Origin of the sequence: Acinetobacter vivianii, assembly GCF_014635885.1 — a bacterium.
Lineage (GTDB): Bacteria > Pseudomonadota > Gammaproteobacteria > Pseudomonadales > Moraxellaceae > Acinetobacter > Acinetobacter vivianii.
In genome coordinates, this window is the sequence record NZ_BMDR01000002.1 from 325543 (window position 1) to 348898 (window position 23356).

General features: G+C 41.4%; 25 protein-coding genes. 11 read left to right on the forward strand and 14 right to left on the reverse strand.

Going from position 1 to position 23356, the window contains the following annotated elements:
* The 4 genes from IEV36_RS05350 to sdsA all read right to left on the reverse strand — a co-directional run bounded on the left by IEV36_RS05350 (nt 1) and on the right by sdsA (nt 5428).
* Nucleotides 1-1254: an efflux RND transporter periplasmic adaptor subunit gene (locus IEV36_RS05350; RefSeq protein WP_005259236.1), complete on the reverse strand. Its 1254-nt coding sequence runs from the start codon at nt 1252-1254 to the stop codon at nt 1-3.
* Nucleotides 1241-1891: a phosphatase PAP2 family protein gene (locus tag IEV36_RS05355; protein ID WP_005259234.1), complete on the reverse strand. Its 651-nt coding sequence runs from the start codon at nt 1889-1891 to the stop codon at nt 1241-1243. The genes IEV36_RS05350 and IEV36_RS05355 overlap by 14 nt, the downstream gene beginning before the upstream one ends.
* Nucleotides 1892-2387: 496 nt before the next feature.
* The gene (locus IEV36_RS05360; RefSeq protein ID WP_005259232.1) at nt 2388-4436 is read right to left on the reverse strand and encodes a site-specific recombinase; all 2049 of its coding nucleotides are present in this window, start codon (nt 4434-4436) and stop codon (nt 2388-2390) included.
* 14 nt (nt 4437-4450) lie between these two features.
* Nucleotides 4451-5428: an All-trans-nonaprenyl-diphosphate synthase gene (gene sdsA, locus IEV36_RS05365; protein ID WP_004775209.1), complete on the reverse strand. Its 978-nt coding sequence runs from the start codon at nt 5426-5428 to the stop codon at nt 4451-4453.
* Nucleotides 5429-5876: 448 nt separating this feature from the next.
* On the opposite strand from sdsA, the gene rplU reads away from it, so the two are divergent.
* The 7 genes from rplU to IEV36_RS05405 all read left to right on the forward strand — a co-directional run bounded on the left by rplU (nt 5877) and on the right by IEV36_RS05405 (nt 11707).
* Nucleotides 5877-6188 carry a 50S ribosomal protein L21 gene (gene rplU, locus IEV36_RS05370; protein ID WP_004652230.1) on the forward strand — a complete coding sequence of 104 codons (312 nt, stop codon included), beginning with the start codon at nt 5877-5879 and terminating at the stop codon, nt 6186-6188.
* Nucleotides 6189-6206: 18 nt separating this feature from the next.
* The gene (gene rpmA, locus IEV36_RS05375) at nt 6207-6461 is read left to right on the forward strand and encodes a 50S ribosomal protein L27 (RefSeq protein ID WP_004640422.1); all 255 of its coding nucleotides are present in this window, start codon (nt 6207-6209) and stop codon (nt 6459-6461) included.
* A 277-nt stretch (nt 6462-6738) separates the two neighbouring features.
* Entirely contained in the window at nt 6739-7443 is a 705-nt protein-coding gene (lolA, locus tag IEV36_RS05385) for an outer membrane lipoprotein periplasmic chaperone LolA (RefSeq protein WP_005259230.1), read from the forward strand.
* A 124-nt stretch (nt 7444-7567) separates the two neighbouring features.
* Nucleotides 7568-8332: an RsiV family protein gene (locus IEV36_RS05390; protein ID WP_032863965.1), complete on the forward strand. Its 765-nt coding sequence runs from the start codon at nt 7568-7570 to the stop codon at nt 8330-8332.
* Nucleotides 8333-8440: 108 nt separating this feature from the next.
* On the forward strand, nt 8441-9712 hold the full coding sequence (gene serS, locus IEV36_RS05395) for a serine--tRNA ligase (protein WP_005259226.1): 1272 nt from the start codon (nt 8441-8443) through the stop codon (nt 9710-9712).
* Between the two features lie 67 nt (nt 9713-9779).
* Nucleotides 9780-11171, forward strand: a complete 1392-nt coding sequence (gene cysG / locus IEV36_RS05400; RefSeq protein WP_005259223.1) for a siroheme synthase CysG — start codon at nt 9780-9782, stop codon at nt 11169-11171.
* 65 nt (nt 11172-11236) lie between these two features.
* Nucleotides 11237-11707 carry a tRNA (cytidine(34)-2'-O)-methyltransferase gene (locus IEV36_RS05405; protein WP_004669235.1) on the forward strand — a complete coding sequence of 157 codons (471 nt, stop codon included), beginning with the start codon at nt 11237-11239 and terminating at the stop codon, nt 11705-11707.
* A gap of 9 nt (nt 11708-11716) precedes the next feature.
* On the opposite strand, the gene IEV36_RS05410 is transcribed toward IEV36_RS05405, so the two are convergent.
* A complete protein-coding gene (locus IEV36_RS05410) occupies nt 11717-12097 on the reverse strand; it encodes a VOC family protein (protein WP_005259221.1) in 381 nt (126 codons plus the stop codon).
* 17 nt (nt 12098-12114) lie between these two features.
* Entirely contained in the window at nt 12115-12498 is a 384-nt protein-coding gene (locus tag IEV36_RS05415; RefSeq protein WP_005259219.1) for a winged helix-turn-helix transcriptional regulator, read from the reverse strand.
* 117 nt (nt 12499-12615) lie between these two features.
* Between IEV36_RS05415 and IEV36_RS05420 the strand changes: the two genes are divergently transcribed.
* Nucleotides 12616-13170 carry a flavodoxin family protein gene (locus IEV36_RS05420; protein ID WP_005259215.1) on the forward strand — a complete coding sequence of 185 codons (555 nt, stop codon included), beginning with the start codon at nt 12616-12618 and terminating at the stop codon, nt 13168-13170.
* Between the two features lie 59 nt (nt 13171-13229).
* Here the strand turns inward: IEV36_RS05420 and IEV36_RS05425 are convergent, their stop codons facing one another.
* From IEV36_RS05425 to rpoD, 6 genes are all read right to left on the reverse strand, one after another.
* On the reverse strand, nt 13230-14627 hold the full coding sequence (locus IEV36_RS05425) for an APC family permease (protein ID WP_004775199.1): 1398 nt from the start codon (nt 14625-14627) through the stop codon (nt 13230-13232).
* 256 nt (nt 14628-14883) lie between these two features.
* Nucleotides 14884-16068: an iron-containing alcohol dehydrogenase gene (locus IEV36_RS05430; protein ID WP_005259214.1), complete on the reverse strand. Its 1185-nt coding sequence runs from the start codon at nt 16066-16068 to the stop codon at nt 14884-14886.
* 1 nt (nt 16069) lies between these two features.
* Nucleotides 16070-16603 (reverse strand): hypothetical protein, encoded by a 534-nt coding sequence (locus tag IEV36_RS05435; protein ID WP_004775197.1) that lies wholly within the window; start codon nt 16601-16603, stop codon nt 16070-16072.
* 81 nt (nt 16604-16684) lie between these two features.
* On the reverse strand, nt 16685-17338 hold the full coding sequence (gene lipB / locus IEV36_RS05440; protein ID WP_005259213.1) for a lipoyl(octanoyl) transferase LipB: 654 nt from the start codon (nt 17336-17338) through the stop codon (nt 16685-16687).
* Between the two features lie 148 nt (nt 17339-17486).
* Nucleotides 17487-17774 carry a YbeD family protein gene (locus IEV36_RS05445; RefSeq protein ID WP_004775193.1) on the reverse strand — a complete coding sequence of 96 codons (288 nt, stop codon included), beginning with the start codon at nt 17772-17774 and terminating at the stop codon, nt 17487-17489.
* 129 nt (nt 17775-17903) lie between these two features.
* Entirely contained in the window at nt 17904-19790 is a 1887-nt protein-coding gene (gene rpoD / locus IEV36_RS05450) for an RNA polymerase sigma factor RpoD (RefSeq protein ID WP_004775191.1), read from the reverse strand.
* 347 nt (nt 19791-20137) lie between these two features.
* Here rpoD and IEV36_RS05455 point away from each other — a divergent pair, with 347 nt between their 5' ends.
* Nucleotides 20138-20344 (forward strand): PA3496 family putative envelope integrity protein, encoded by a 207-nt coding sequence (locus IEV36_RS05455; protein WP_004775189.1) that lies wholly within the window; start codon nt 20138-20140, stop codon nt 20342-20344.
* Nucleotides 20345-20420: 76 nt separating this feature from the next.
* A complete protein-coding gene (locus IEV36_RS05460) occupies nt 20421-20945 on the forward strand; it encodes a YecA/YgfB family protein (protein ID WP_005227080.1) in 525 nt (174 codons plus the stop codon).
* 143 nt (nt 20946-21088) lie between these two features.
* Here IEV36_RS05460 and IEV36_RS05465 read toward each other — a convergent pair whose 3' ends face one another.
* Nucleotides 21089-21694: a LysE family translocator gene (locus IEV36_RS05465; RefSeq protein ID WP_005259211.1), complete on the reverse strand. Its 606-nt coding sequence runs from the start codon at nt 21692-21694 to the stop codon at nt 21089-21091.
* Between the two features lie 102 nt (nt 21695-21796).
* Here IEV36_RS05465 and IEV36_RS05470 point away from each other — a divergent pair, with 102 nt between their 5' ends.
* Complete coding sequence (locus IEV36_RS05470; RefSeq protein WP_005259210.1) at nt 21797-22675, forward strand: LysR family transcriptional regulator; 879 nt, start codon at nt 21797-21799, stop codon at nt 22673-22675.
* A 40-nt stretch (nt 22676-22715) separates the two neighbouring features.
* On the opposite strand, the gene IEV36_RS05475 is transcribed toward IEV36_RS05470, so the two are convergent.
* Nucleotides 22716-23333: a DedA family protein gene (locus tag IEV36_RS05475; RefSeq protein ID WP_005259209.1), complete on the reverse strand. Its 618-nt coding sequence runs from the start codon at nt 23331-23333 to the stop codon at nt 22716-22718.
* Between the last annotated feature and the right edge of the window lie 23 nt (nt 23334-23356).

Sequence of the window (23356 nt, forward strand, 5' to 3'; positions counted from 1 at the left end):
TTAAGCTTCTGAAGTTGCTTTTTGTTCAGCTTTTGGTGAGTTGGCTTGCTTTTGTTGTTCAGCTGCTTTTGGCGCTGCATTTTGACCTTCAGCTGCTTTTGGTTGATAAGGTTTTACAGACACTTCCTGTCCTTCTTTGACCTTAGCGACACCATCAACAACAACTTTATCACCAGCCTGTAGGCCATTTGTCACAATCCAGTCCTGACCTTTCACACCAGCAGTTGTGATCGGACGGGTTTCAATCGCACCTTTAGCATTTACAACCATTGCAATTGCTTGTCCTGTTGGTAAACGAGATACCGCTGCTTGTGGAATCAGGTAAGCATTTGGCAAAATCCCTTGCGAAATCTTGGCAGTTGCATACATACCTGGTAATAATAAATGGTTTGGATTCGAGAAGACTGCACGTAAAGTCACAGTACCTGTATCTGGATTCACACTTGCATCAGAGAATGCCAACTGGCCTTCTACAGGGTATTCAGACCCATCTTCAAGCGTGATTTTGACACGGGTATTGTTACTATTATTCAAGCTGCCTTTGCTCAGTTGTTGACGAAGACGTAATAACTCAGCACTTGATTGATTGATATCAACATAGATTGGATCAAGCTGTTGAATCGTTACCAATGGATCGGCCTGATTTGCAGTTACCAATGCACCTGGTGTCACCGAAGAACGGCTAGACTGACCAGAAATTGGTGCACGAACAGTTGAGTAGCCCAAAGTAATCTCAGCATTTTTCAATGCTGCTTGAGACGCTGCTACATCTGCTTCGGCCAATTTTACCTGAGCATTGATATCGTCATATTCTTGTTTAGAAACCGCATTGGTTCCTACAAGTTGACGATAACGGCCTTCTTTTACGCGTAAAGCATTTAAGTTCGCTTGTTGACGTAATAAAGCCGCACGTGCATTGTCTGCAGTCGCACGGTTGGTGTTTGCATCAATTTGATAGAGTGCTTGACCAGCCTGAACGTAGCTACCTTCAGCAAATAATCGTTTTAAAATAACGCCGCCTGTTTGCGGACGAACTTCTGAAACTTGATAAGCAGAGGTTCGACCTGACAGTTCGACATTCTGTTCAACGCTTTGTGGTTGAGCAACAATGACACCAACTTCTGGAGGTGGCATTTTTTGAGCAGCAGCAGCTTGCTGTGCATCTTTAGGATCTTTGCTACAACCAACAAGCGCAATGCTTGTTGCTAATGCGCAAGCAGTTAGGGCAGGAGCCCAAAGCTTAGCCGACATCATTATTCCACCTCAATTTAGATTTTTTATCTAAAAACAAATTGTTGCTGAAAGTGCTTTGATACAGCCCAAACCAAAGCAATGCAGTCCAAATCAACCCAATTCCCCAACCGGCAAGAACGTCGGTCGGGTAGTGAACCCCCGCGTAAACTCTAGATATCCCCATGAAAATAAACCACAAAGTAGATACTAAAATGACACTGGTGCGATATTTATGTTGTCGACATAACAACATGGCTAAACTCGCAAGGGTTGCAGCATAAACGCTATGGGCACTTGGGAAGGATGCGCCATAACTTTGAACCAAGTGATAAAACTCCATTGGTCTCGGCCGATCAATGCTCCATTTCAGAAGCCAACCAATCACAATACTGCCGCTCACACTTAAAGCGATGAATGTCACATTTCTATAATTTTTAATCCAGATTTGGTAAATACACAAAAATGTCGTTAAAAATAATAGAAAAGGCATGCCACCCAGACGGGAAAGCAGAATTGTCACATGGTTAAGCGTAAATGAACGGTGCTCAAAAAAAGCTTGAACACTAAAAAGGTCTAAAGTTGATGCGTTGGAATTCATTAGTCCAATCGCACCGAATCCTAAAAAAAAGCAACCAATACAAAGCAATAGGTACGGCATGCGCTACTCATTATTTGCTTAACCATTATTCAGGGTTGTTGAGTGTTGGAAAGTGTACTCGCGAGTACACTTTTGGTCAAGTCTTGAAATTTTATGATAATTTCATTTTGATGTTTTTTTAAGGTTCAGTAAAAAAACATAACAAAATTTGATGTATATCTCATTTTGGGTTTTAAGTGGTTATTCGGCATTTGACAGTCCTTTCTCTATTTTTTGACCATATCAAAACTCATAAATTCTGACATTACATCTTTAAAAAATAGGCCATAAAAGGGCAGTCTTCTTTCTACCAAACTTAAGTTTAACTAAAAAATCCAGTTCAGATCCGCATCATCTCATCCAAAAGAAAAAGTGATATTAGAGCTGAGCAATAATCTCTTGTTTAGCAATCAAGGTTGGGGGAAATCAGCCTATTAAAACTATTTTTGGCGGCTTGATTATATCCAAAAATAGTTCAAATGTTAGACTTGTAGTTTGCTTACTTTTCTGTACAAAGTTAATGGGATGATGAGGTATTTTTAGGCTGTTCTTCCACTTCAACAGGTTGCTTCGGCGGCCAGAAAAAATCACTTGGTCGAGTCAGGAAGTGAGTCAACACTAATTTAGCCAGTGGCGTCCATTGCGCAAAACGAACACGGCGTGCGCGCAAGGCAACAATAATGGTTAAGGTAAAGCTGACAAATAAGTTGGTTAAACCAATCAGCATGACACCGAGGAATGACACGATAATCAGACCGATATCTGGATTACCAATGGTCATCAAACCCTGAATAAAGTTCGCCGAAGCAAAGGCAATATGGCGGATATCCAAAGGTAAGCCGAGGATAAACCCGATCGTTCCCATACTTCCAAGCATAATCCCGAATAGGAAATTACCCGCCAAGGCACCCAAATTGGTTTCAATATAGCTGGCAAATTTATCTAAGCGTTTTTGTCCCATCCAGCGTTTTAGACGTGGGTGCTGTCGTAGACGTGGCCCTACTTTACGGTAGACTGCCAGATTATCAAAATAGCCTGCGATCAGACCTGATAAAAATAGACATACACCTGCAATCGCCGCATGAGGCACTGCTAAAGAAGTGAAGGGGTTGAGACTGTGCAAAAGCTTTGCCGATTTGGCATGGTTAAGTAGCGGCTCACCCAGATTGTATTGCCATAAAAAGGTAATCAGTGCAGCCGTTGGAATCGCAATTGAAATATTACCCAAGATCGCGATGAACTGGGTTCGGATAATATTAATAATCAATGCCGCCAATTCAGCAATTTGGGCGGTTTTACTGCCTTTTTGTTGCTGTACCGTGGTGGCAAGTGCGGCAGCTGTCATGGCTGGCTGTTTGGTTGCAACCGTAAAGTGCAACACATGAATCAGTAAAAAGCCCAGTGAGTAATTCATACTGAACAGGAAGGCTTGCATTAAAGGCGCAAGAACCAAGCGAGCAGTCAAAATTTTAAGCGTTGCCATGGTGGCGATAATCACGCCAGCCCCAGCCGCTGCTTTGTACATGCCAAAGAAGCCTGCTTTGTCTGTACTTACATAGTGTTCACCGGTTTTACTGGCATTTTCAGTCACCTGTAAGGCAATGAGTTCACTGGTTGAGCTTAATAAATGACGGACACTTTTGCCTTCATAGTGGGCTTTGGTCAAATCGATAATCAATTCGCCAAGTGCGGTATAACGTGCTTCAGTTTTGCTGGCCAACAGGGTCAGTAGAAGTTCAATTCGATCAAGCGATTGTTCAAGTAAGGACAGGAGATAGGTCAAACTGATACTGACCCCAATTCGCTTGGTCGCACGACGTATTTTTAACACCACCTCACGACATTGGTCCAGCATCACAAAGGCTTGTGATGCATCGGGTGGCGGTAAAACCACAACTGCATCCTGATCTTCGATCTGTTTTTTATATTTTTCAATAAACTCAATGATGTCGCGGTTTTGTACCAGAAAAGGCGATTCATATTCGATAATATCGGGCTGAGCATTAATAAACTCAGGATATAGGCCAATTCCACTAATTCGATAAGACAAAACAGTAATGGCTTTGATCAGTTCATTTTTTGAAATTTGCTTTGCAATGGTATTGCTTTGACTCTCAGCCAGTAGATTAAATAAGCTAATCCAGTCCTGATCATCAATCAGATCAAGCCATTCACTATCATTTTCCTGATGGAAAACTTTACCCACCAAGGTTTTAAGCTGTTGTCCATCTTCGACTAAGGGAAGGAAGTGTGCGCCTAAACGTTGCCCTAGCTGATTCCAGAAACCGTCTAGTGAAAGAATGCCGCTATCGGCATATAAACTGATCTGTTTGTACTGGCTGATCAGTTTGAGTAAAAAGTTTTGTAGCAGAATTGCTGAAGTCGGGGTGAGTAATAATATTTTGATCAGTGCATGAATACGTTGTTTGACTTCATCCGCATTATTTGGATTTTCTGGACGGATACGATTGACCAGTTCAATCAGGAGATTTTCGTCAAGAACAGCTTGAGGTTGGTCAAGCTGTTCCTGCATTTTTAAAAAAAGATCAGATAAAGTTAAATGCATAAGCAGTCAGAAAATTATTGTAGTCGATGTAAAGCCATGAGCGTCAAATTGATCAGTGCTTGGCGATATTCATTATCTGGTAGCGCCTTCAATGCCTCTAAAGCAGCATCTGTTTCTTGCTGAGCACGTTTTTGACAATATTCCAGGCCACCAGAGTGATGAACAATCTCAATCACTTTGTCCAGTTGCTCAACACCACCCGTTGCGATACTGCGACGAATAATCGCATGATCATCACCTGTTGAATGAGCTAATGCTGAAATTAACGGTAAAGTCGGTTTACCTTCCATTAAATCATCACCGATATTTTTACCTAATGTTTCTGCATCAGAGGTGTAATCCAAAATATCATCGATGATTTGAAAGGCATTGCCAAAATGACCTGCGAAGCGGCGTAATGGTTCACGGTATTCTTCAGTACCTGCCAAAATTGCTGCACCTTCGGTCGCAAGTTCGAACAAACGTGATGTTTTTCCGTGAATAATTCTTAAATAAGTTTCTTCAGTGGTCTCTGGTTGATGCTGGGATTGAAGTTGTAGCACCTCACCTTCAGCAATTTCGCAAGTACCTGTTGAGAAATCTTTGAGTAGGGTAATGTTATTTAAATCGACCAGTAGATCAAACGCGCGTGCGATCAGGAAGTCACCCACTAAAACGGCAGTCTGATTATTCCAGGTCGCATTAGCGGTTGGGCGACCACGGCGCAGGCTTGACTCATCTACCACATCATCATGCACCAAAGTTGCGGTATGTAGCATTTCAATTACTGCAGCCAGATGCTGTGCTTGTTGCATATTGGCTAAACCACAGGCGCGAGCTGCAAGTAAACACATAATTGGACGCATGCGTTTGCCGCCAGCTTCAACAACATGTTTACTGACTGACATGACCAATCCGACTTTAGAGCTAATTCCTTCATTGATCAGGTGATCCATCGCAGCAAAATCTGTCGCAACAGGGGAGAGAATGTCTTGCTTAAAATCGATAACCATATGAAGAAAAACCTCGTATAGATGGGTAATGCTGCCAAGTGTAGCAATTAATCTATGACTAAACTGTTATATAGACTGTGTAATCCGCTATTTAAAACACGATCATGAACTCTTTGATCTTAAATTAGACAGAAATAGGGCTGTTCCCACCAAGTGCCATTACTTTACTCACGACGGTACAAAACACAGTTTGTTATTGTCATAATTTGTTTTAAAAAATGTATTTCAAATTTTGATGGGAATCAATCAAAAAAGTCCGCCATCAATCTAATTGATTTTACTTAAAAATCCAAGCAAGTTATCAATATGTGGGCATTTATGCAAAATAACTTGTTGTTTGAGCAATTTTCACTTAAAATTTGTCCCCTTGTATAACCCCAGTGGCGTTCGTCTTAAGATCGATATGTCCCTTTATCGGCACGACGACACGGGCAAGTTGGAGTACATTATGTACGCAGTAATCCAAAGCGGTGGTAAACAGCACCGTGTTGTTGAGGGTGAAACCCTTAAAGTAGAATTATTGAAAGCTGAAACTGGCGCGACTATTACGTTTGATGACGTATTAATGGTTGTTAACGGTGACAACATTCAAATCGGTGCTCCAGTTGTAGCTGGCGCAAAAGTAACTGCAGAAGTAGTTGGCCATGGTCGTCACGACAAAATCCGCATCATCAAAATGCGTCGTCGTAAACACTACCGTAAGCAACAAGGTCACCGTCAATGGTTTACCGAGTTGAAAATTACTGGTATCGCAGGCTAACACGAGGAGTAAATAGACATGGCAACTAAAAAAGCCGGTGGATCGACGAAGAACGGTCGTGATTCGAATCCTAAGATGTTGGGTGTTAAAGTTTACGGTGGTCAAACTGTAACTGCTGGTAACATCATCGTTCGTCAACGTGGTACTGAGTTCCACGCTGGTGCAAATGTTGGTATGGGCCGTGACCATACTTTATTTGCTACTGCTGACGGCGTAGTAAAATTTGAAGTGAAAGGTCAATTTGGCCGTCGCTATGTAACTGTTGAAGCTTAAGTTTTAATAGTTCAGAAGAACCCGCTTTTAGCGGGTTTTTTATGGGCGATTTATGGGAAATATTAAAGTTCAGTTAGGCTGGGGGCTGAAACAAGAAAATAAGTAAAAAAGTTGCTTTTTGATCCTTACAATCTCTACATAAAGGTCGCAACTTCATACATAATGCAGAACTTTGCGACACGAACTACACAAAACCCGTGCTTTTCTTCATTTTTTTAATGATCAAAAACAGTAAGATGTCGGCATAACAGTAGAAATCTGATAGAAGGTTCTTTTTATGAATTTCGTAAAAAAAATGGCTTATGCTGCAACGTTAAGTGCAATCACACTTGCTCCTGTTGTGAGTAGTCAGGTATTTGCTGCACCTGTCGCGGCATCGGCTCAGCAAGCAACAAACAGTCTGGTTCAACAGTTATCTGGCTTGCAACGTTTCACCGCAGATTTTGAACAAAATACAAAAGTTGCAAACAGCAACGGTAATAAAGCCACACAAAAAAAAGGCTTAACCGCTCAACATATGAATCAGACCTTTAAAGGAACGATGAAAGTTGAACGTCCAGGAAAGTTTTATTGGGAAACCACCAGCCCTGCAAAACAAACCATTGTGACCACAGGTAAAGTGGTATGGATTTACGATCCTGATTTACAGCAAGCTGTACGTCAAAGTCTGGATGACCAAATTGCAAACACACCTGCATTGTTGTTATCGGGCAATACCAACCAGATTATGCAGTCTTATCGTGTGACTCAGCCTGATCGTAGCAAACTGTATTACACCTTATATCCAAAACAGGAAGATGGTGCATTCCAGAGCTTAACCATTAGTTTTGGTGCCAATAAAGCGCCGAACTTGATGGTATTGCAAGATTCTTTAGGTCAAACGACTTATGTGCGTTTCAGCAATATTAAAGTGAATCAGCCAATTCCAGCCTCGGTGTTTAATTTCACACCGCCTAAGGGTACAGATATTATTGATCAGTAATCACTGATACCGAGAAAAGCCGCACATGTTGCGGCTTTTTTTATGTAAAGGAAAGCTAGATACATTTCTTAATTTCTTCTGACAGCAAGGCTTTGTATAGTGAAGGAAAACATCTGAGACTTGCATAACGATGAATACTTCACAATTATCAAAACTTGTTCCAATTCTCCCTATTCTGACCGTTGTTGCATTGGCTGGCTGTCAACCTAAACAAGAGCAGAAAGCGACGACAGAAAAAGTGGATATTCCATTGATTCATGCAAAAGTAGTACCGGTCAAACTTCCAAAGCAAAAAGTCTGTCTGGAAGACGGCTGTACCAGTTATGACTTGCAAACAGTTGAAACCAATCAGAAATGGATTGATGAATATTTTGTAAATCGCATGAAAAAAGCTGAACCGAATGCATTTGCAAACCTGACGGATCAACCTGTTAAGGCGCCTGCGGATGAGGCGGCACAGAATGAGAGCAGTACTTATGTGCGTTTTGTAAGTCAGAACTATAATCTGGCGACATTTGCGATTCAAAGCTACTCTTATTCAGCAGGAGCAGCACATGGCATGTCACATCAGGAGTTTGTGAACTTTGATTTGACCAATAAAAAACATATCACGGTGAATGAGCTGCTTAAACCTGATATGAATACCAAGCTGCGTGATGAACTGTATGCCGCAAATCAGAACTGGCTAGAAGAACATAACATCAAGAAAGAACAATTGCAGGTTAGTGATAACTATTACTATGGCGTGAACGGAATTGTCTTTGTTTACCCACTGTATGAGCTAGCTTCTTATGCTGAGGGAATGAGTGAATTGACCTTGCCATATTATGCTGCCAAAGAGTTTGTGAAAGCAGAATACTTGCCGAGCTTGCCAAAAGATGCGGGCTAGTTTGAGTGCAGCCTCTACATATCGTGTCTAGAGGCTGCACAAGCGCTGTATTTTTTTAGGTTTAAGCCTTACACTATAGCCAGTTTTTTCCTCTATTCATGATTGATTATGATCGACCCAAAATTACTTAGAAATAATATCGAAGCAGTCAATGCTGCTTTGGCAAAACGTGGTATTCAGTTAAATGTGCAAGAATGGGCTGATTTAGAAGCTCGCCGTAAAGATTTGCAATCCAAAGCTGAAAACTTACAAGCAGAGCGTAATGCTGGTGCTAAACAGGTTGGTCAAATCAAAAAATCGGGTGGGGATGCTTCTGAAATTATGGCGCGTATGGCTGCCATTGGTGATGAAATCAAAGCTGCTGAAGTTGCTTTGGCTGAGTTACAAGCTGAACTTGAGCAAAAATCTCTCGCAATTCCAAACTTGCCAGATGAGTCTGTTCCATTTGGTAAAGACGAGAGCGATAACCTTGAAATCTTGAAGTGGGGCACACCACGTCAATTTGATTTTGAGATCAAAGACCATACCGATCTTGGTGAAATGATGGGTGGTCTTGAGTTTGAAACAGCGACCAAATTGACAGGTTCACGTTTTAGCGTATTGAAAGGGCCTTTGGCGCGTTTACAACGTGCTTTGACTCAATTCATGCTCGATACCCATACCCTTAAAAATGGTTATACCGAAGCCTATGTACCGTATTTAGTTAACGCTGATACGCTACGTGGCACAGGTCAATTACCAAAGTTTGAAGAAGACTTATTTAAGCTTCAGGGTGAAAAAGAGTATTACCTGATTCCGACTGCGGAAGTACCAATCACCAACTTTGTACGTGATGAAATTATCGATGCGGATCGTTTGCCGCTGAAATATTCTGCACATACGCCATGTTTCCGTAGTGAAGCGGGTTCTTATGGCCGTGATACGCGTGGTTTAATTCGTCAACACCAATTCGACAAAGTTGAAATGGTGCAAATCGTAAAACCAGAGCACTCTATGCAGGCACTTGAAGACTTAACTGCACATGCAGAGGGCATTTTGCAGGCACTAGGTTTACCATATCGCAAGATTTTGCTTTGTGGTGGTGACATGGGCTTCGGCGCGGTTAAAACTTATGACTTAGAAGTATGGGTACCGAGCCAAGATACCTATCGTGAAATCTCAAGCTGCTCAAATATGGGTGATTTCCAAGCACGTCGTATGAAAGCGCGCTACCGTGTTGATCAGAAGAAGATCGAATTGGTGCATACTTTAAATGGTTCTGGCTTGGCAGTTGGTCGTACCTTGCTTGCAGTGATGGAAAACTATCAGCGTGCTGATGGTTCAATCGAGATTCCAGAAGTTTTACGTCCATATATGGGCGGTGTTAGCTACATCGACTAAACTTTGCATCGATTTTGTGCATAGTTTTTGCTTTAGCTCAATCAGATTGAAAATATAGAGGCGTCACGTGGAAATTTTCCCAATCTCTTTAAAGTTGCAACAGCAACGTTGTCTGATTGTGGGTGGTGGGCATATTGCCTACCGCAAAGCAAACTTGTTGGTCAAAGCAGGTGCAATTGTTGATGTGATTGCACCTGACATCATTCCTGAATTACATCAGCTTGTTGAGCAATCGACAGGGCAATATATTCAATTGCCTTTCTCTGAAAATGTTCTGACAACAGCTTATCGCTTAGTGATTGCGGCAACAGATCAGCCTGACGTTAATAAAAGCGTATTTGAACAGTGTGAACAGCGTAATCTGCTGGTGAATAGTGTCGATGATATTCCACATTGTCGATTCATGGTGCCAGCGATTATTGATCGTTCTCCTTTGGTGATTTCGGTCGCTTCCAACGGCGCATCGCCTGTTTTATCGAGACAGTTACGCACCCAGATTGAAACCATTGTGCCGCATGGCATGGGCAAACTGGCTGAGTTCTCTGGTCAATGGCGTAAGCAAGTCAAAGCCAAAATTGCCAATCCAGATGAACGTCGTATTTTTTGGGAAAACCTGTACGCCAGCCCACTGAAAGAGCAGGTCTTTAATGACAATCTTGATGTTGCCAATGATCTGATTCAGCAAGCTTTGACTGAATGGACGGCACCAAAAGGTGAGGTATATTTGGTCGGCGCGGGACCGGGCGATCCTGAGCTTTTGACTTTAAAAGCATTGCGTTTAATGCAGCAAGCGGATGTGGTGATTTACGACCGTCTCGTATCTGCGCCCATTTTGGACTTATGCCGCCGCGATGCTGAAAAAATTTATGTCGGTAAAGCTCGCTCTAATCATTCGGTTCCACAAGATGGCATCAATGCTTTATTGGTGGAATATGCACAGCAAGGTAAACGTGTTTGTCGTTTAAAAGGCGGTGATCCGTTTATTTTTGGTCGTGGTGGTGAAGAGATTCAGGAACTGGTTGAAGCCAATGTGACTTTTCAGGTCGTTCCCGGTATTACCGCAGCTTCTGGCTGTTCTGCGTATGCAGGCATTCCACTCACCCATCGTGATTATGCGCAAAGTGTACGGTTCTTGACCGGGCATTTAAAAGAAGGCTCGCCTGAGCTGCCGTGGAATGAACTGGTCTATGAAAACCAAACCCTAGTTCTATATATGGGGTTGGTCGGTTTGGAGCGCATTTGTGAGCAATTAATTGCACATGGTCAGCGTCCAACTATGCCAGTGGCTTTAATTTCAAAAGGCACCACACCTGAGCAAAAAGTAGTGGTGGGTACATTGGCGGATATTGCGACTAAGGTATCTGAACATCAGATCGTAGCGCCAACTTTAACCATTATTGGTGAAGTGGTCAGTCTACGTGAACAGTTAAAATGGCAATCCCTCCCAACCTCCCTTTAAAAAAGGGATGAGTCCCCCTCTTTAAAAAAGAGGGGCTAGGGGAGATTTTAAAGTAGAGAAAATTTGTGATTCATGTCGTCCTATACGAGCCTGAGATTCCAGCGAATACAGGTAATATCATTCGTCTATGTGCCAATACTGGTGCGCAACTACATTTGGTCAAACCTTTAGGTTTTGAGCTGGATGATAAAAAGTTGAAACGTGCAGGTTTGGACTACCACGAATGGGCAAGAATGCAAATTTGGGACAATATCGAGCTTTGTCTGGCTGACTTAAAAGCGAAGGGGGTGGAGCATGTCTTCCCATTGACGACTAAAGGCAGTGCGACACCGCATACCGTCGATCTGAATCGTCCAGTTGCCTTATTGATGGGGCCTGAAACCCGTGGTTTACCTGAACAGGTACGCCTGATGTTTCCGCAAGAGCAGTGGATTCGTTTGCCAATGGCGGAAAACTCAAGAAGCTTGAATCTTTCCAATGCGACAGCCGTGATTGTCTATGAGGCATGGAGACAACAAGGTTTTAAACAGCTCTAATTTCGCAGCTTAGAGATCACCATAAGGGCTTGCAACTACCAGCGTGTAACCATTGAGATCTCTAAACCAGATCTCCCGATGATGTGCATTGGGATTGTATTTAGGGCCTTCTAAAATTTCGACTTGATGGGTTTGTAGTTTTTGTACAATCTCATCAAATCGATTGCTTTCAAACCATAATAAAACGCCGTTGCCAATCAGTCGCTTGGGATCACCAATATGTGGATGCTCATGTGCTTGCCATTGATGCAACTGCAACACCATACATTGTTCAAACAGTAACTGTTCATATTCTTTGCCGCCATGACCACTTTCTAAGCCAAGTACTGTTTGGTACCACTGACTGGTTTTCTCAACATCTGCAACTGCAATTAAAGGTTGTGGATACATATTCGTACCTCATTGTGTTATTCGATTTCTTGTTCTTGTATCGAATCAAAATGTTGTTGAGCGTAGATGACCTGTTCGATATTACTTTCAGCCCAATCTTTTAATTGATACGCCATTTCTGCAACTTCTAAGCCGAGTGGCGTGAGTGAGTAATCAACCCGAATCGGTGCGGTATTCTGGACTTGCCGTTGAATAAAGCCATCACGTTCCAGCATTTTCAGCTTCTGAGACAATACTTTCGGTGAAATGCCTTGAATACTTTTTTTCAGTAAATTGAAGTGCTGAGTCTCTCGGGCAAGCACATTGATAATCATTAAAACCCATTTATCTGCAATTTTTTCGAAAAATAAACGTGCAGGACAATGTTGTTGATAAATATCATATTTTAATGCTTGATTCATTTTAAAACCCTCAATTTTTTCAACTGAATATCCCTAGTTACCAAATGGTAACTAATTGACACCTAGTTTCTAAAATATATCATTAAATCGAACTTTTTAAAAATTCTGGATAAATCCATGACAAAAATTGCGGTTGTATATTTCTCTGGCTATGGTCATACCAAAGTGATTGCTGAAACCTTTGCTGGTGCAATTGATGCCTCTCTGATTGAAATTGATCAGAATGGTGAGATTACTGAACAAGACTGGCAAACGCTTAATGACGCACAAGGTATTGTTTTTGGTGCACCAACTTATATGGCAGCAACGCCGTGGCAGTTTAAGAAATTTGCTGATGCTTCTTCTAAAATCTGGTTTACCCGCGGCTGGCAAGATAAGGTTTTTGCGGGCTTTACCAACAGTGCGAGTTTGAATGGTGATAAGCAAGTCACCTTAATCCAGTTGCAAACCTTGGCGTCACAGCACGGTGGCATTTGGGTGAGCTTGGGTTTATTACCAGCCAATACCAAAGCGGCTAAACGCGAGGATATTAATAATTTGGGTGGTTCAGTTGGTTTGTTGGTTCAGTCACCGTCAGATGCCAGTGTCGATGAGATTCCAATAGGTGATTTAGAGACTGCGAAGCTTTACGCTCAACGTGTGAAAGCAATTGTTGAAAAGTTGCATGGTTAAAATGAAAGATAATAAAAAAGGCGCATTGAGCGCCTTTTTTATTTTAAATCAGATGAAGATTAGTGCTTGTCATCAAATTCATTATGTTGTGGTGCGTTGTATTTAAAGCCTTTGGTTTTATAACCCAAGTATAAAATACCAAACATTGCCCACCATAAACCGAATTTCAGTGCCGACTCTTCAATTTCAAGCCACATTGCAAAGATGCTGATAAAGCCGAGCAAAGGAATAATCACAAAGCTGATAATGTCTTTCAGGTTTTTAGTTCGGCCATCTCGTAATGCATATCGAGAAATAACAGACAGGTTTACAAAGGTAAATGCTGTCAGTGCACCAAAACTAATCATTGAAATAACAATATCCAGATCCATAAAGCCCGCAGTCAATGCGACTAAACCGACAATGATAATGTTATACGACGGTGTAAAAGTCTTCGGGCTAATATGACCGAAAATCTTCTTGTTAATCACGCCGTCTCGACCCATCACGTACATTAAGCGAGAAACGCCTGCATGTGCAGAAATCCCTGATGCCATGACCGTTACAATTGCAAAAGCAAGTACGTAAGACTGGAATAATGAACCGCCGACCAAAAGCAGAATCTCAGGTTGAGTTTCAGCAATATTGGTGAAATACGACTTAGGATCATTCGGGAAGTAAATCTGCATGAAGTAAGTGCTAATAATGAAAATAACACCAGCAAATAATGCAGTCAGGAAAATCGCTTTCGGTAAGGTTTTTTCTGTATCTTTGGTTTCTTCTGCCAAAGAGCTGAGAGAGTCAAAACCTGTAAATGAGAAGCAGAGTAGGGTTGCACCTGTAATTAATGCACCAACCGAGGTTAGTTCATTCCAGAAGGGTTCCATACTCCATAACTGATAGCGGGTTTCAGCCGTAATCGCGCCATCCGCATTGATCCCCATTTGCAATTTGTCATAAACCAGATAGGTAAATGTCGCAATCACAATCAACTGTACCAGTACAATCCAGCTATTAAAGTTGGCGACAAAACGGGCACCACGTAAGTTGATCCCTGTCATAAATGCGGTGAGCACAACCACCCAGACCCAATGATTCACCGTTGGGAACAAGGCTTCTAGATAAATCACCGCCAAGATAATATTGACCATCGGCGAAAGTAAATAATCCAGCCAAGATGACCAACCCACCATGAAACCTACATTGGGATGAATTGATTTTTGTGCATAGGTATAAGCCGATCCTGATGATGGGTATCGACGAATCATGTGACCATAACTGATTGAAGTAAATAAGATTGCAATCAGGGCAACAATATAGGAGGTCGGAACATGGTGATGACTTTCTTCCGAAACCAATCCGAAAGTGTCAAACAAAGTCATGGGTTGGATGTAAGCTAAACCAATAATGATAATGTGCCAAAGACCGAGTGTCTTTTGCAGCTTAGCTACCGATGGAGTCCCAGAGATATTTGTCAACGGCGTTATCCTCATAATCGTTGATCAAGGATCAGCTATGGTTTAAGGATCATTTGAGACGAAATGATCCCCCCTACAGAAAAAACGAAGTGCGCCAATCTATCGTAAAACGCTATAAATTGGCAGTACTTTTACACTTTTTTTAGCAACTTTTTTGCCAAAAAGGTAAACAAAAAGATGAATAAAGATTCACTGAAATAAAATAAAGCCTCAAAATTGAGGCTTTATTTCAATTAAAATTATTTAATTCAATGTATTACCATGCTTTTTGCAGGATTGCACGAATATCTTGCAGGTTTGCTTCTTTGGGATTGTAAATGATTGAGCCATCATTCAATGCTTTTTCAGCCACTTCATCTAGTTGTGCTTCGGTAACTTTACCTGTTTCACGTAAGGTACGTGGTAACTTGGTTAGACTAAATAAGCGGTCACGCATTGCAAGAACCGTCGCAATGGCTTTATCTGCACGGAGATTAGCTGGTGTTTGTGCATAAATATCCGCACCTGCAAGTGGAAGCAGTAATTCGCCAATCTTGTCGCCATTGATCTCTTTGTTATATTCGAGCACGTATGGCAAGAATAAGTTCATGCACAATCCATGCGGCAGATGAGCAACGGCACCAAGTGCATGACCCAGTGAATGGACTAAACCGACCATTGAATTTGAGAAGGCGATCCCAGCCATTGTTGATGCTTGAGCAAGTTCTAGACGACCTTGTGCATCGCTTGGATTGTCTAAAACTTTAAACAGGTTTTCGCTGATCTTTTTAATCCCTGCGCTTGCATAGGCATCACTAAGCGGATTGGCTGCCAAACAGGTATAAGCTTCAACACAGTGTGTCAGTGCATCCATACCTGTCATAGCTGTCAAATGCGGTGGCAAGGTCTGGGTCATGCGTGGATCCAGAATCGCAGCATGTGGCATCAAATAGTAAGAGGCAAAAGCCAGTTTTACATTGCGTTGCGTATCAGAAACAACAGCGACCATGGTTACTTCTGAACCGGTACCAGAAGTGGTTGGAATCACGAAGAATGGTTTGAGTGGTTTTGGTAGGTTGTGCGCACCTGAATATTGCAATAGGTCATCGCCGCCTTCAGACACCAAGATGTTGGTTGCTTTAGAGGTATCAATGACGGAACCTCCACCAATCGCAATGATCGCATCACATTTTTGCTTGCGATATAGTTCAGCAGCTAGGCGAACCACTTCCAGACTTGAATCGGGTGGCACATCATCAAAAATCGCACCAATGACTGCATCAGTTGTGCTGAAAGCAGCTTCGATTGGGCTGAGTAAACCATTGGCACGCACGCCTTTATCGGTAATGATCATTGGGCGTTTTGCGCCTAAAGTCGCTAATTCAAAAGGGATGTGCTCTAACGCAGCGTTACCAGCAATGACTTTTACAGGACAGAAAAACTCGTAATAAGGCTTAGCCATGTTATGCGCTCCGTTTCAGATATGATTTTGCGACTTTAAGATAAATATTTTTTGCACCTGCGAATTTTTCTTTTAATGTCAATTCAGCAGGGTAGCGTTTCACAGCAAGTGAAGCGATCAATTTTGGTAGGATCAAGGCTTCCATTTTATTCAGGCAACGCACCAGACGAATGGCGCTGGAGACATCACCATCAGCGATCATACGGTCATTGGCAAAGGCTTGAGCTGTACTTTCCTGGAATGAAAATACCAGAAAGGCATGGGTCAGATGCTTGAAAGTAATGGTTAAATCTGGCTTGCCTTTGTAGTTTGGCAGAAGCTCTAATTGTTTTTCTTCGGTCACTCGAGCAATGAATGCAGGCCCATTTGGAAAAACATTCATTGAAAGGATAAAACCAACAGGAAACTTGGACACTTCCTCTTGTACTTCACGATCCACTTGGCTTGCCATTACGAGGCCACGACCCACGACATCCATCATGAGTTTGACATAGGCAAATTGCAAAGTGGGCTTCACTGCTTTGGTTGAAATCACTTGCTCATCCCTTATTAAAATTATGCAAAAGCTAATTTAGAGCTTTTACTCTAATTTATTTTATCAGGATTGAAAAGTAAATTATTCAGATTTGACTACAAGGTCATTAAAGAAGTCGGTATTTTTTAAATAAGCAATGAAAGTATCACAGAGCTGTTCAAAGCTTGGATAATCTTCAAGTAAGTCTTGCAGGCGCACCATTTCTAAACCTGCATAGCCACATGGGTTAATGGTTTGAAAGCCTGTTAAGTCACAGTCAATATTGAGCGCAAGACCATGATAGCTACGACCACGACGAATCTTAAAGCCTAATGAACCGATTTTTCGTCCATCTACATACACTCCAGGTGCATCGGGTTTGGCGTAGGCATCGATATTGTACTGTTTGAGCAGGTCAATCATGGCTTGTTCAGCAAAACTCACCAAAGTACGGACATGCCATTTCAAGCGATTTAGATCCAGAAGGAAATAGGCCACCAGTTGGCCTTTGCCATGCCAAGTGACTTGACCACCACGATCTGTATGAACAATTGGCAGATTACTGTGCATGAGGATGTGTTCGGCTTTACCTGCTTGACCTTGGGTCAAAACATCCTGATGTTGTAATAACCAGACTTCATCAGGGGTGTTTTCATCACGATGGGTTGTGAAGTCCTTCATGGCTTCAAAACGAGTCGTGTAATCTTGTAGATCATTGAAACAACGAATGATTAAACTTGGTTTTACAGCACTCATTACAACAGAATTTCCTTTGCAAATTTTAATGGGTTAGTGGCGTAATTATGTAATGATTTTGAGAAGATAAATAGCGATTTATCAACAGGAAGGATATTATTTTTACGCAAAAAAAATCCAAAACACTTTCGCATTTTGGATTTCTCTATTAAAGCGCTGTCTTGATTAAAGGACAGGCTGCAAGATCAGCATATAACGCATGAACTTGTTCCAGCTCTTCAAAGCGTAATTGGGCTGTTAAAGAGTGGTATTTACCTGTACGTGAAGGCTGAACTTTTACTGAGTTGCCATCAAATTCAGGGAAGTGCTTCTGCAAAATATCAACAACAGCGACTCGAAGTTCATCCCCTGCATTACCAATCAATTTGATTGGATAGTCCATTGGGAAGACCCAAAGATGTTCTTGTAATTCACGAGAAGGAGTGCGGTCTAACATGAGCAACCTCTTAATTTGAAACGCCTGCATCAGTGCAGGCGCTTTTGATCTAATACATAGATGGGGATGAAGTATTGAACTTCAAGTCTTGAATAAGGGCTTTAGCCCTCACTCAAGATGTCCCAAAGATTAGTCGTTTTCCAAGAATGAACGTAAGTGTTCAGAACGAGAAGGGTGGCGAAGCTTACGTAATGCTTTCGCTTCAATCTGACGAATACGTTCACGTGTAACGTCAAACTGTTTACCTACTTCTTCTAAAGTATGATCGGTTGGCATATCGATACCAAAACGCATTTTCAATACTTTCGCTTCACGTTCAGTCAAGTTTTCAAGCACTTCACGCGTCGCTTCTTTCAAGCCTTCCGAGGTCGCAGCATCTACTGGAGAAGTGATGTTTGAGTCCTCAATGAAGTCACCAAGATGCGAATCTTCATCATCACCGATCGGTGTTTCCATCGAAATCGGTTCTTTTGCGATTTTAAGTACTTTACGAACCTTAACTTCGTCCATTTCCAGACGTTCACCTAATTCTTCAGGTGTAGGCTCACGGCCCATTTCTTGAAGTAGCTGACGAGACACACGGTTGATTTTGTTGATCGTTTCAATCATGTGTACTGGAATACGAATGGTACGTGCCTGATCCGCAATCGAACGGGTAATCGCCTGACGAATCCACCAAGTTGCATAAGTCGAGAATTTATAACCACGACGATATTCAAACTTGTCTACGGCTTTCATCAAACCGATGTTACCTTCCTGAATAAGATCGAGGAATTGTAAACCACGGTTGGTGTATTTTTTCGCAATCGAAATTACCAAACGCAAGTTGGCCTCAACCATTTCTTTTTTGGCACGGCGTGCTTTCGCTTCGCCCACAGCCATACGTTTAGAAATCTCTTTGATGTCTTTAACGTTTAAGCCAAGGTCTTTCTCGATATCGGCAATCTTTTGCTGGAATGCCAATACGTCTGGACGTACTTTTTCCAAATGTGCTTTGGTTTCAGCAGGTGCTTTTGCAATTTGTTCGTCTAACCATGCAGGATTCGATTCTTGCTCAGGGAAGGTGGTACGGAACTGGTTACGGTCCATACGGCCACGACGTACTGCATAACGCATGATTTCACGTTCATTTGAACGGATTTGTTCATGTGTACCACGAATCATTTCTGAAATGATTTCAAACAGACGTGGCGTAAATTTGAACATCATGAACACAGCAGCAAGCGCTTCGAGTGCCGCTTTCGCTTCTTCACTGTTACGACCGTGTTTTGCCACAACTGTTTTTGTTTCGTTCCAAGCCGCTTCTAATTCTGAGAAACGAACTTTAGCAACTTCTGGGTCTGGACCTGAATCACCTTCAGAGTCATCATCACCTTCAGATTCTTCTTCTTCGTCATCATCATCAAGTTTGACGTCTTTGGCTTTAGAAGAATCTTTCTCTTCATCTTCTTCTTCAATCTCAGCTTCTTCTAGAACTTCTGGAATTTCTTCGTCAGTTTCCGGATCTAAATAGCCAGAAAGAATATCGGCAAGACGACGTTCGCCAGTTAAAAAATCATTATATTCTTGTAAAACAACTTCAACAGCATTTGGCCAGTAAGCAATCGAATGTAAAACGTCACGAATACCTTCTTCGATGCGTTTTGCAATGCTAATTTCGCCTTCACGTGTAAGAAGTTCAACTGTACCCATTTCACGCATATACATACGTACAGGGTCAGTGGTACGACCAGGCTCACTTTCAACCGATGCTAATACGGCAGCAGCTTCTTCTTCGGCAACTTCGTCAGCAGCTTCGGTTGATTCACCAAACATGGTGTCATCAGTTTCTGGCGCACGTTCATGCACTGGAATACCAACGTCTTGAAGCATCTGGATGATGTCTTCAATCTGCTCACTTTCCGTAATTGAGTCTGGTAGATGATCGTTAACCTCAGCGTAAGTTAAATAACCTTGCTCTTTGCCTCGGCTAATCAGAGCCGCTACTTGCGAAGTAGGGGAATTCATATCGCTCATCTTTGCTTACTCTTTTGTTGAATCTGTGGCGGTGAAAAACCGTGCATGATAGCACAATTCACGATGAATGTTTTGGATTTGATCCGTTTGCTCTAAATAAAAAATAGATTTGATTTCACGTTTGTTCATTGAATATGGGGTTAAGTCATAATTTTTCAAGCGTAATTCCTGTTTAAAGAACTTTTTTCATTGTTGATGTCCCTGAATTATAAATACACAAAAAAACTGCCGAAAAAAAGTACAAAACACGGTTTTATGGTAAAAAAAACAAATAAAACTTGACAAGGTGGGCCAAGACCGATAAATAGCGGCTAGACCCATTAACATTTTTTCATTAGAGGTACTTAGTGTCTTCTACAGATTTTGAACTAGATGATGATAACTACGGTGAAGATGATGTTGGTTTTGATGAGTCATCAGGAAAAATCAGCGCTAAAGAATCATTAGAAAAGCGCCGTTTAATTGATGACCTTTTAGCTCAACGTCGTTTAGAACGAGAATTAAAAGATTTTGACTATGATTTCGACGATGATGACCTTGACGACGAAGACTAAGCGAAATTGCTAAGACTTCACGCCCGAAAATGTTATGCTGTTGCCGATGTATTTTTAAAATTGGATTAAACAAAGAATGAGCACGTTAGATTTAGACTTATTGAGTAATTATCTTGACGGTGATCAAAACGAATACGGTCTAGATTTTGCAGCGACTCATGGCTTTTTGTGTGCAATTGCCGTTGGTCCACAATTTGATCGTTGGTTAGATGAACTTTTCGAAGGTAACCATAAAAAACTTCCTGCTGAAGTACTTGAGCAGGTGAAGCTTTGGTTGGAATCTATTCGTCAGGATTTAGCCAATGAAAATGGAATCGAGTTTCCATTTGAAATCGAAGAAGCTGATGTTGAGTCAAGCTTGGGCGATTGGAGTGTTGGTTTTGTTGATGCGATGTTCCTCAATGAAGATGCGTGGTTTGCACCTGAGTTTGAAGAACAGTTGATTGACTTAACCTTACCAATCATGGTCTTTAGCGGAATTGATGAAGAAGATCCACAAATGGAATCTTTCCGCCGTAATGGTCAGCTAATGGATGAATTGGCAGAAGAAATTCCTGAAAACTTAAATGAACTCTATTTGATGTATCATACGCCAGCGTAATGCTACATCTGGAGCAGCTTAAAAAAGCTGCCCTAGAAAAAATAAATATGAAAACGTCCCTAGAGGACGTTTTTTTATTGGTGGATTTTTATGATTAAAATCAGATCAGGGTATATATATCGCGATGATTATTATTTTAAACCTTAAAATGTGGCAAAAAATAAACTAAGCCCTAAACCACTGAGTACAGCACCAATTACACGATTAATGATTATTTGCTTGGATAAAATCTTATTTCGAATCATTGGGGTAGCACAAAAAATGGCAATCATGCAAAACCATGCGAGGTGACTTGCAGAAATAAAAAGCCCATAGCCGAGAAGTGTCATATTGCTATTTTCGGTGCTGGTGAGTTGAGAATAAATACTCATGACAAATAATGTGGTTTTAGGATTTAGACTATTGGTGAAAAAGCCATGTTTAAATGCTTGCCAGCGGGTCAGATCAATATTTTTGTCATTCAATTTAACTGGCGCTTGAGTGAATATCTTATAGCCAATATAAATCAGGTAGGTCGCTCCAATATACTGGATAATATGAATTAAACTGGGAATATGATGCTGCAAAAACGTTAATCCAATCACGCTATATGCAACATGCACCCAGACACCACAAGCAATACCATAAGCAGTGCAGAGCCCCAAAGATCGACCATAAAGATAACTATTTCGGCTTACGAGGGCAAAATCTGCACCTGGACTAATAACTGCCAATAAGGTGACCAAGCCTACCGTAATTATTTCATTCACTCATCTATTCCTAAGCTAATCATTTTAACAATTTCTATATTTTTCATATTCTTGTTATATTTAAAAACGAAATTAATTCTTGTTTATGCATGAGTTTTTGGAATGATTGAGCGTTTATCTTTGAATTCTCTTAAGTTTTTTTATTATGTTGCTCGTTATGAAAGCATGACGATTGCCGCAGAACGCTTATTTGTGACACAAGGTGCGGTGAGTAAGCAGCTTAAAAGTCTGGAAGAGATGCTCGGTTTTGCTTTATTTATTCGGGAAGCACGAAAATTACGATTAACCCAACAAGGTGAGATTTTATTTGATTGTTGCCAGCAAGTGTTCCAGCAGCTTGATCAATGCTTATTACAATTACAACAACAGACGGACATAAAAAAGAATCTAGTGTTGTCTTGCGAGCCAACGATTGCAATGAAATGGCTGATTCCTCGTTTAGCGCAATTTAAACAGCTTTATCCTGAGTTTGAGGTCAGTCTGTTAACTGCGGGAGGAGAGGTCGATTTCAGGGCGCAAAATATTGACTTGGCTTTACGGAGAGATGATTTTGATTGGGGTACTGCGGTCTACAGTGAAAAAATTGCAGATGAGCAAATGCTCTATGTAAAAGCTAAGCATGAACAGTCTACGGGAAATCAGGTATTTATTTCCAAGTCTAGGCCTCAATTGTGGAAACAATTTAAGCGTCATCATCAAGCGCAACTCAAGGAGATGAAAGCTGTTTCTCTTGAGCATTTTTATTTATGCATTGAAGCTTGTCTGGCTGGATTGGGAACAACTGTTGTTTCGGCTTATATGGTTGAAAGGGAACTTAAATATCATTTGCTGCAACAGGTAGCCTCTGGTTATGCCGATGGTTCATCTTACTATCTTTTATCGGCACAACCGTTTGAAGAGGATGTTCGAAAGCTGTTATTGAGAGATTGGCTAAGAGACGAAATGCAGCAAAGCCAGTTATGGTTGGCTACTTTGAATTAGTGATCTTGAGAATTGTCGTTTGAATACCGTAGGGTTTGGATTATTGATTGGATTTGTTGAGATAAAATTTCTTAATCGCCCACCACAATAGATACAGAATAACGATCGCTAAAATGATGGTGCTGATACGTTGCATGACCAGGCTCATCAATGCCTGATTCTGACTAAAATGAAAACCTAAATAAGCTAGAAAGCTGGTCCAGATTAAGGTGCCTGCAATGCTATAAAACATAAACTTTGCAAAAGGCATTTTACTCATGCCAGCAGGGATACTAATCAAAGATCGTACCGCAGGAATCATTCTGCCAAAAAAGACAATACGATGCCCATGCTTATGGAACCAGTCTAGTGCTTTTTCTAAATCAGACACTTGAATACGTAAATACTTGCCGTAGCGTTCGGTTAGTTTAAACAAGCGTTGCTGAGGAACTTTTCGTCCTATCCAATACAACAGCATCGCTGCGAGAATAGAACCGGCACTGCCTGCCATAATCACACCGATGAGAGTGAGTTCACCTTTCGATGCTGTGTAGCCTGCTGAGGGCATAATAATTTCTGAAGGAATAGGCGGGAAAACGTTATCCAGAAACATTAAAAATGCGATACCTAAATATCCCAATTTCTCCATGATAGATAGAACCCATTGTTCCAGTCCCATAATGTCCTTATATGATTCATTTG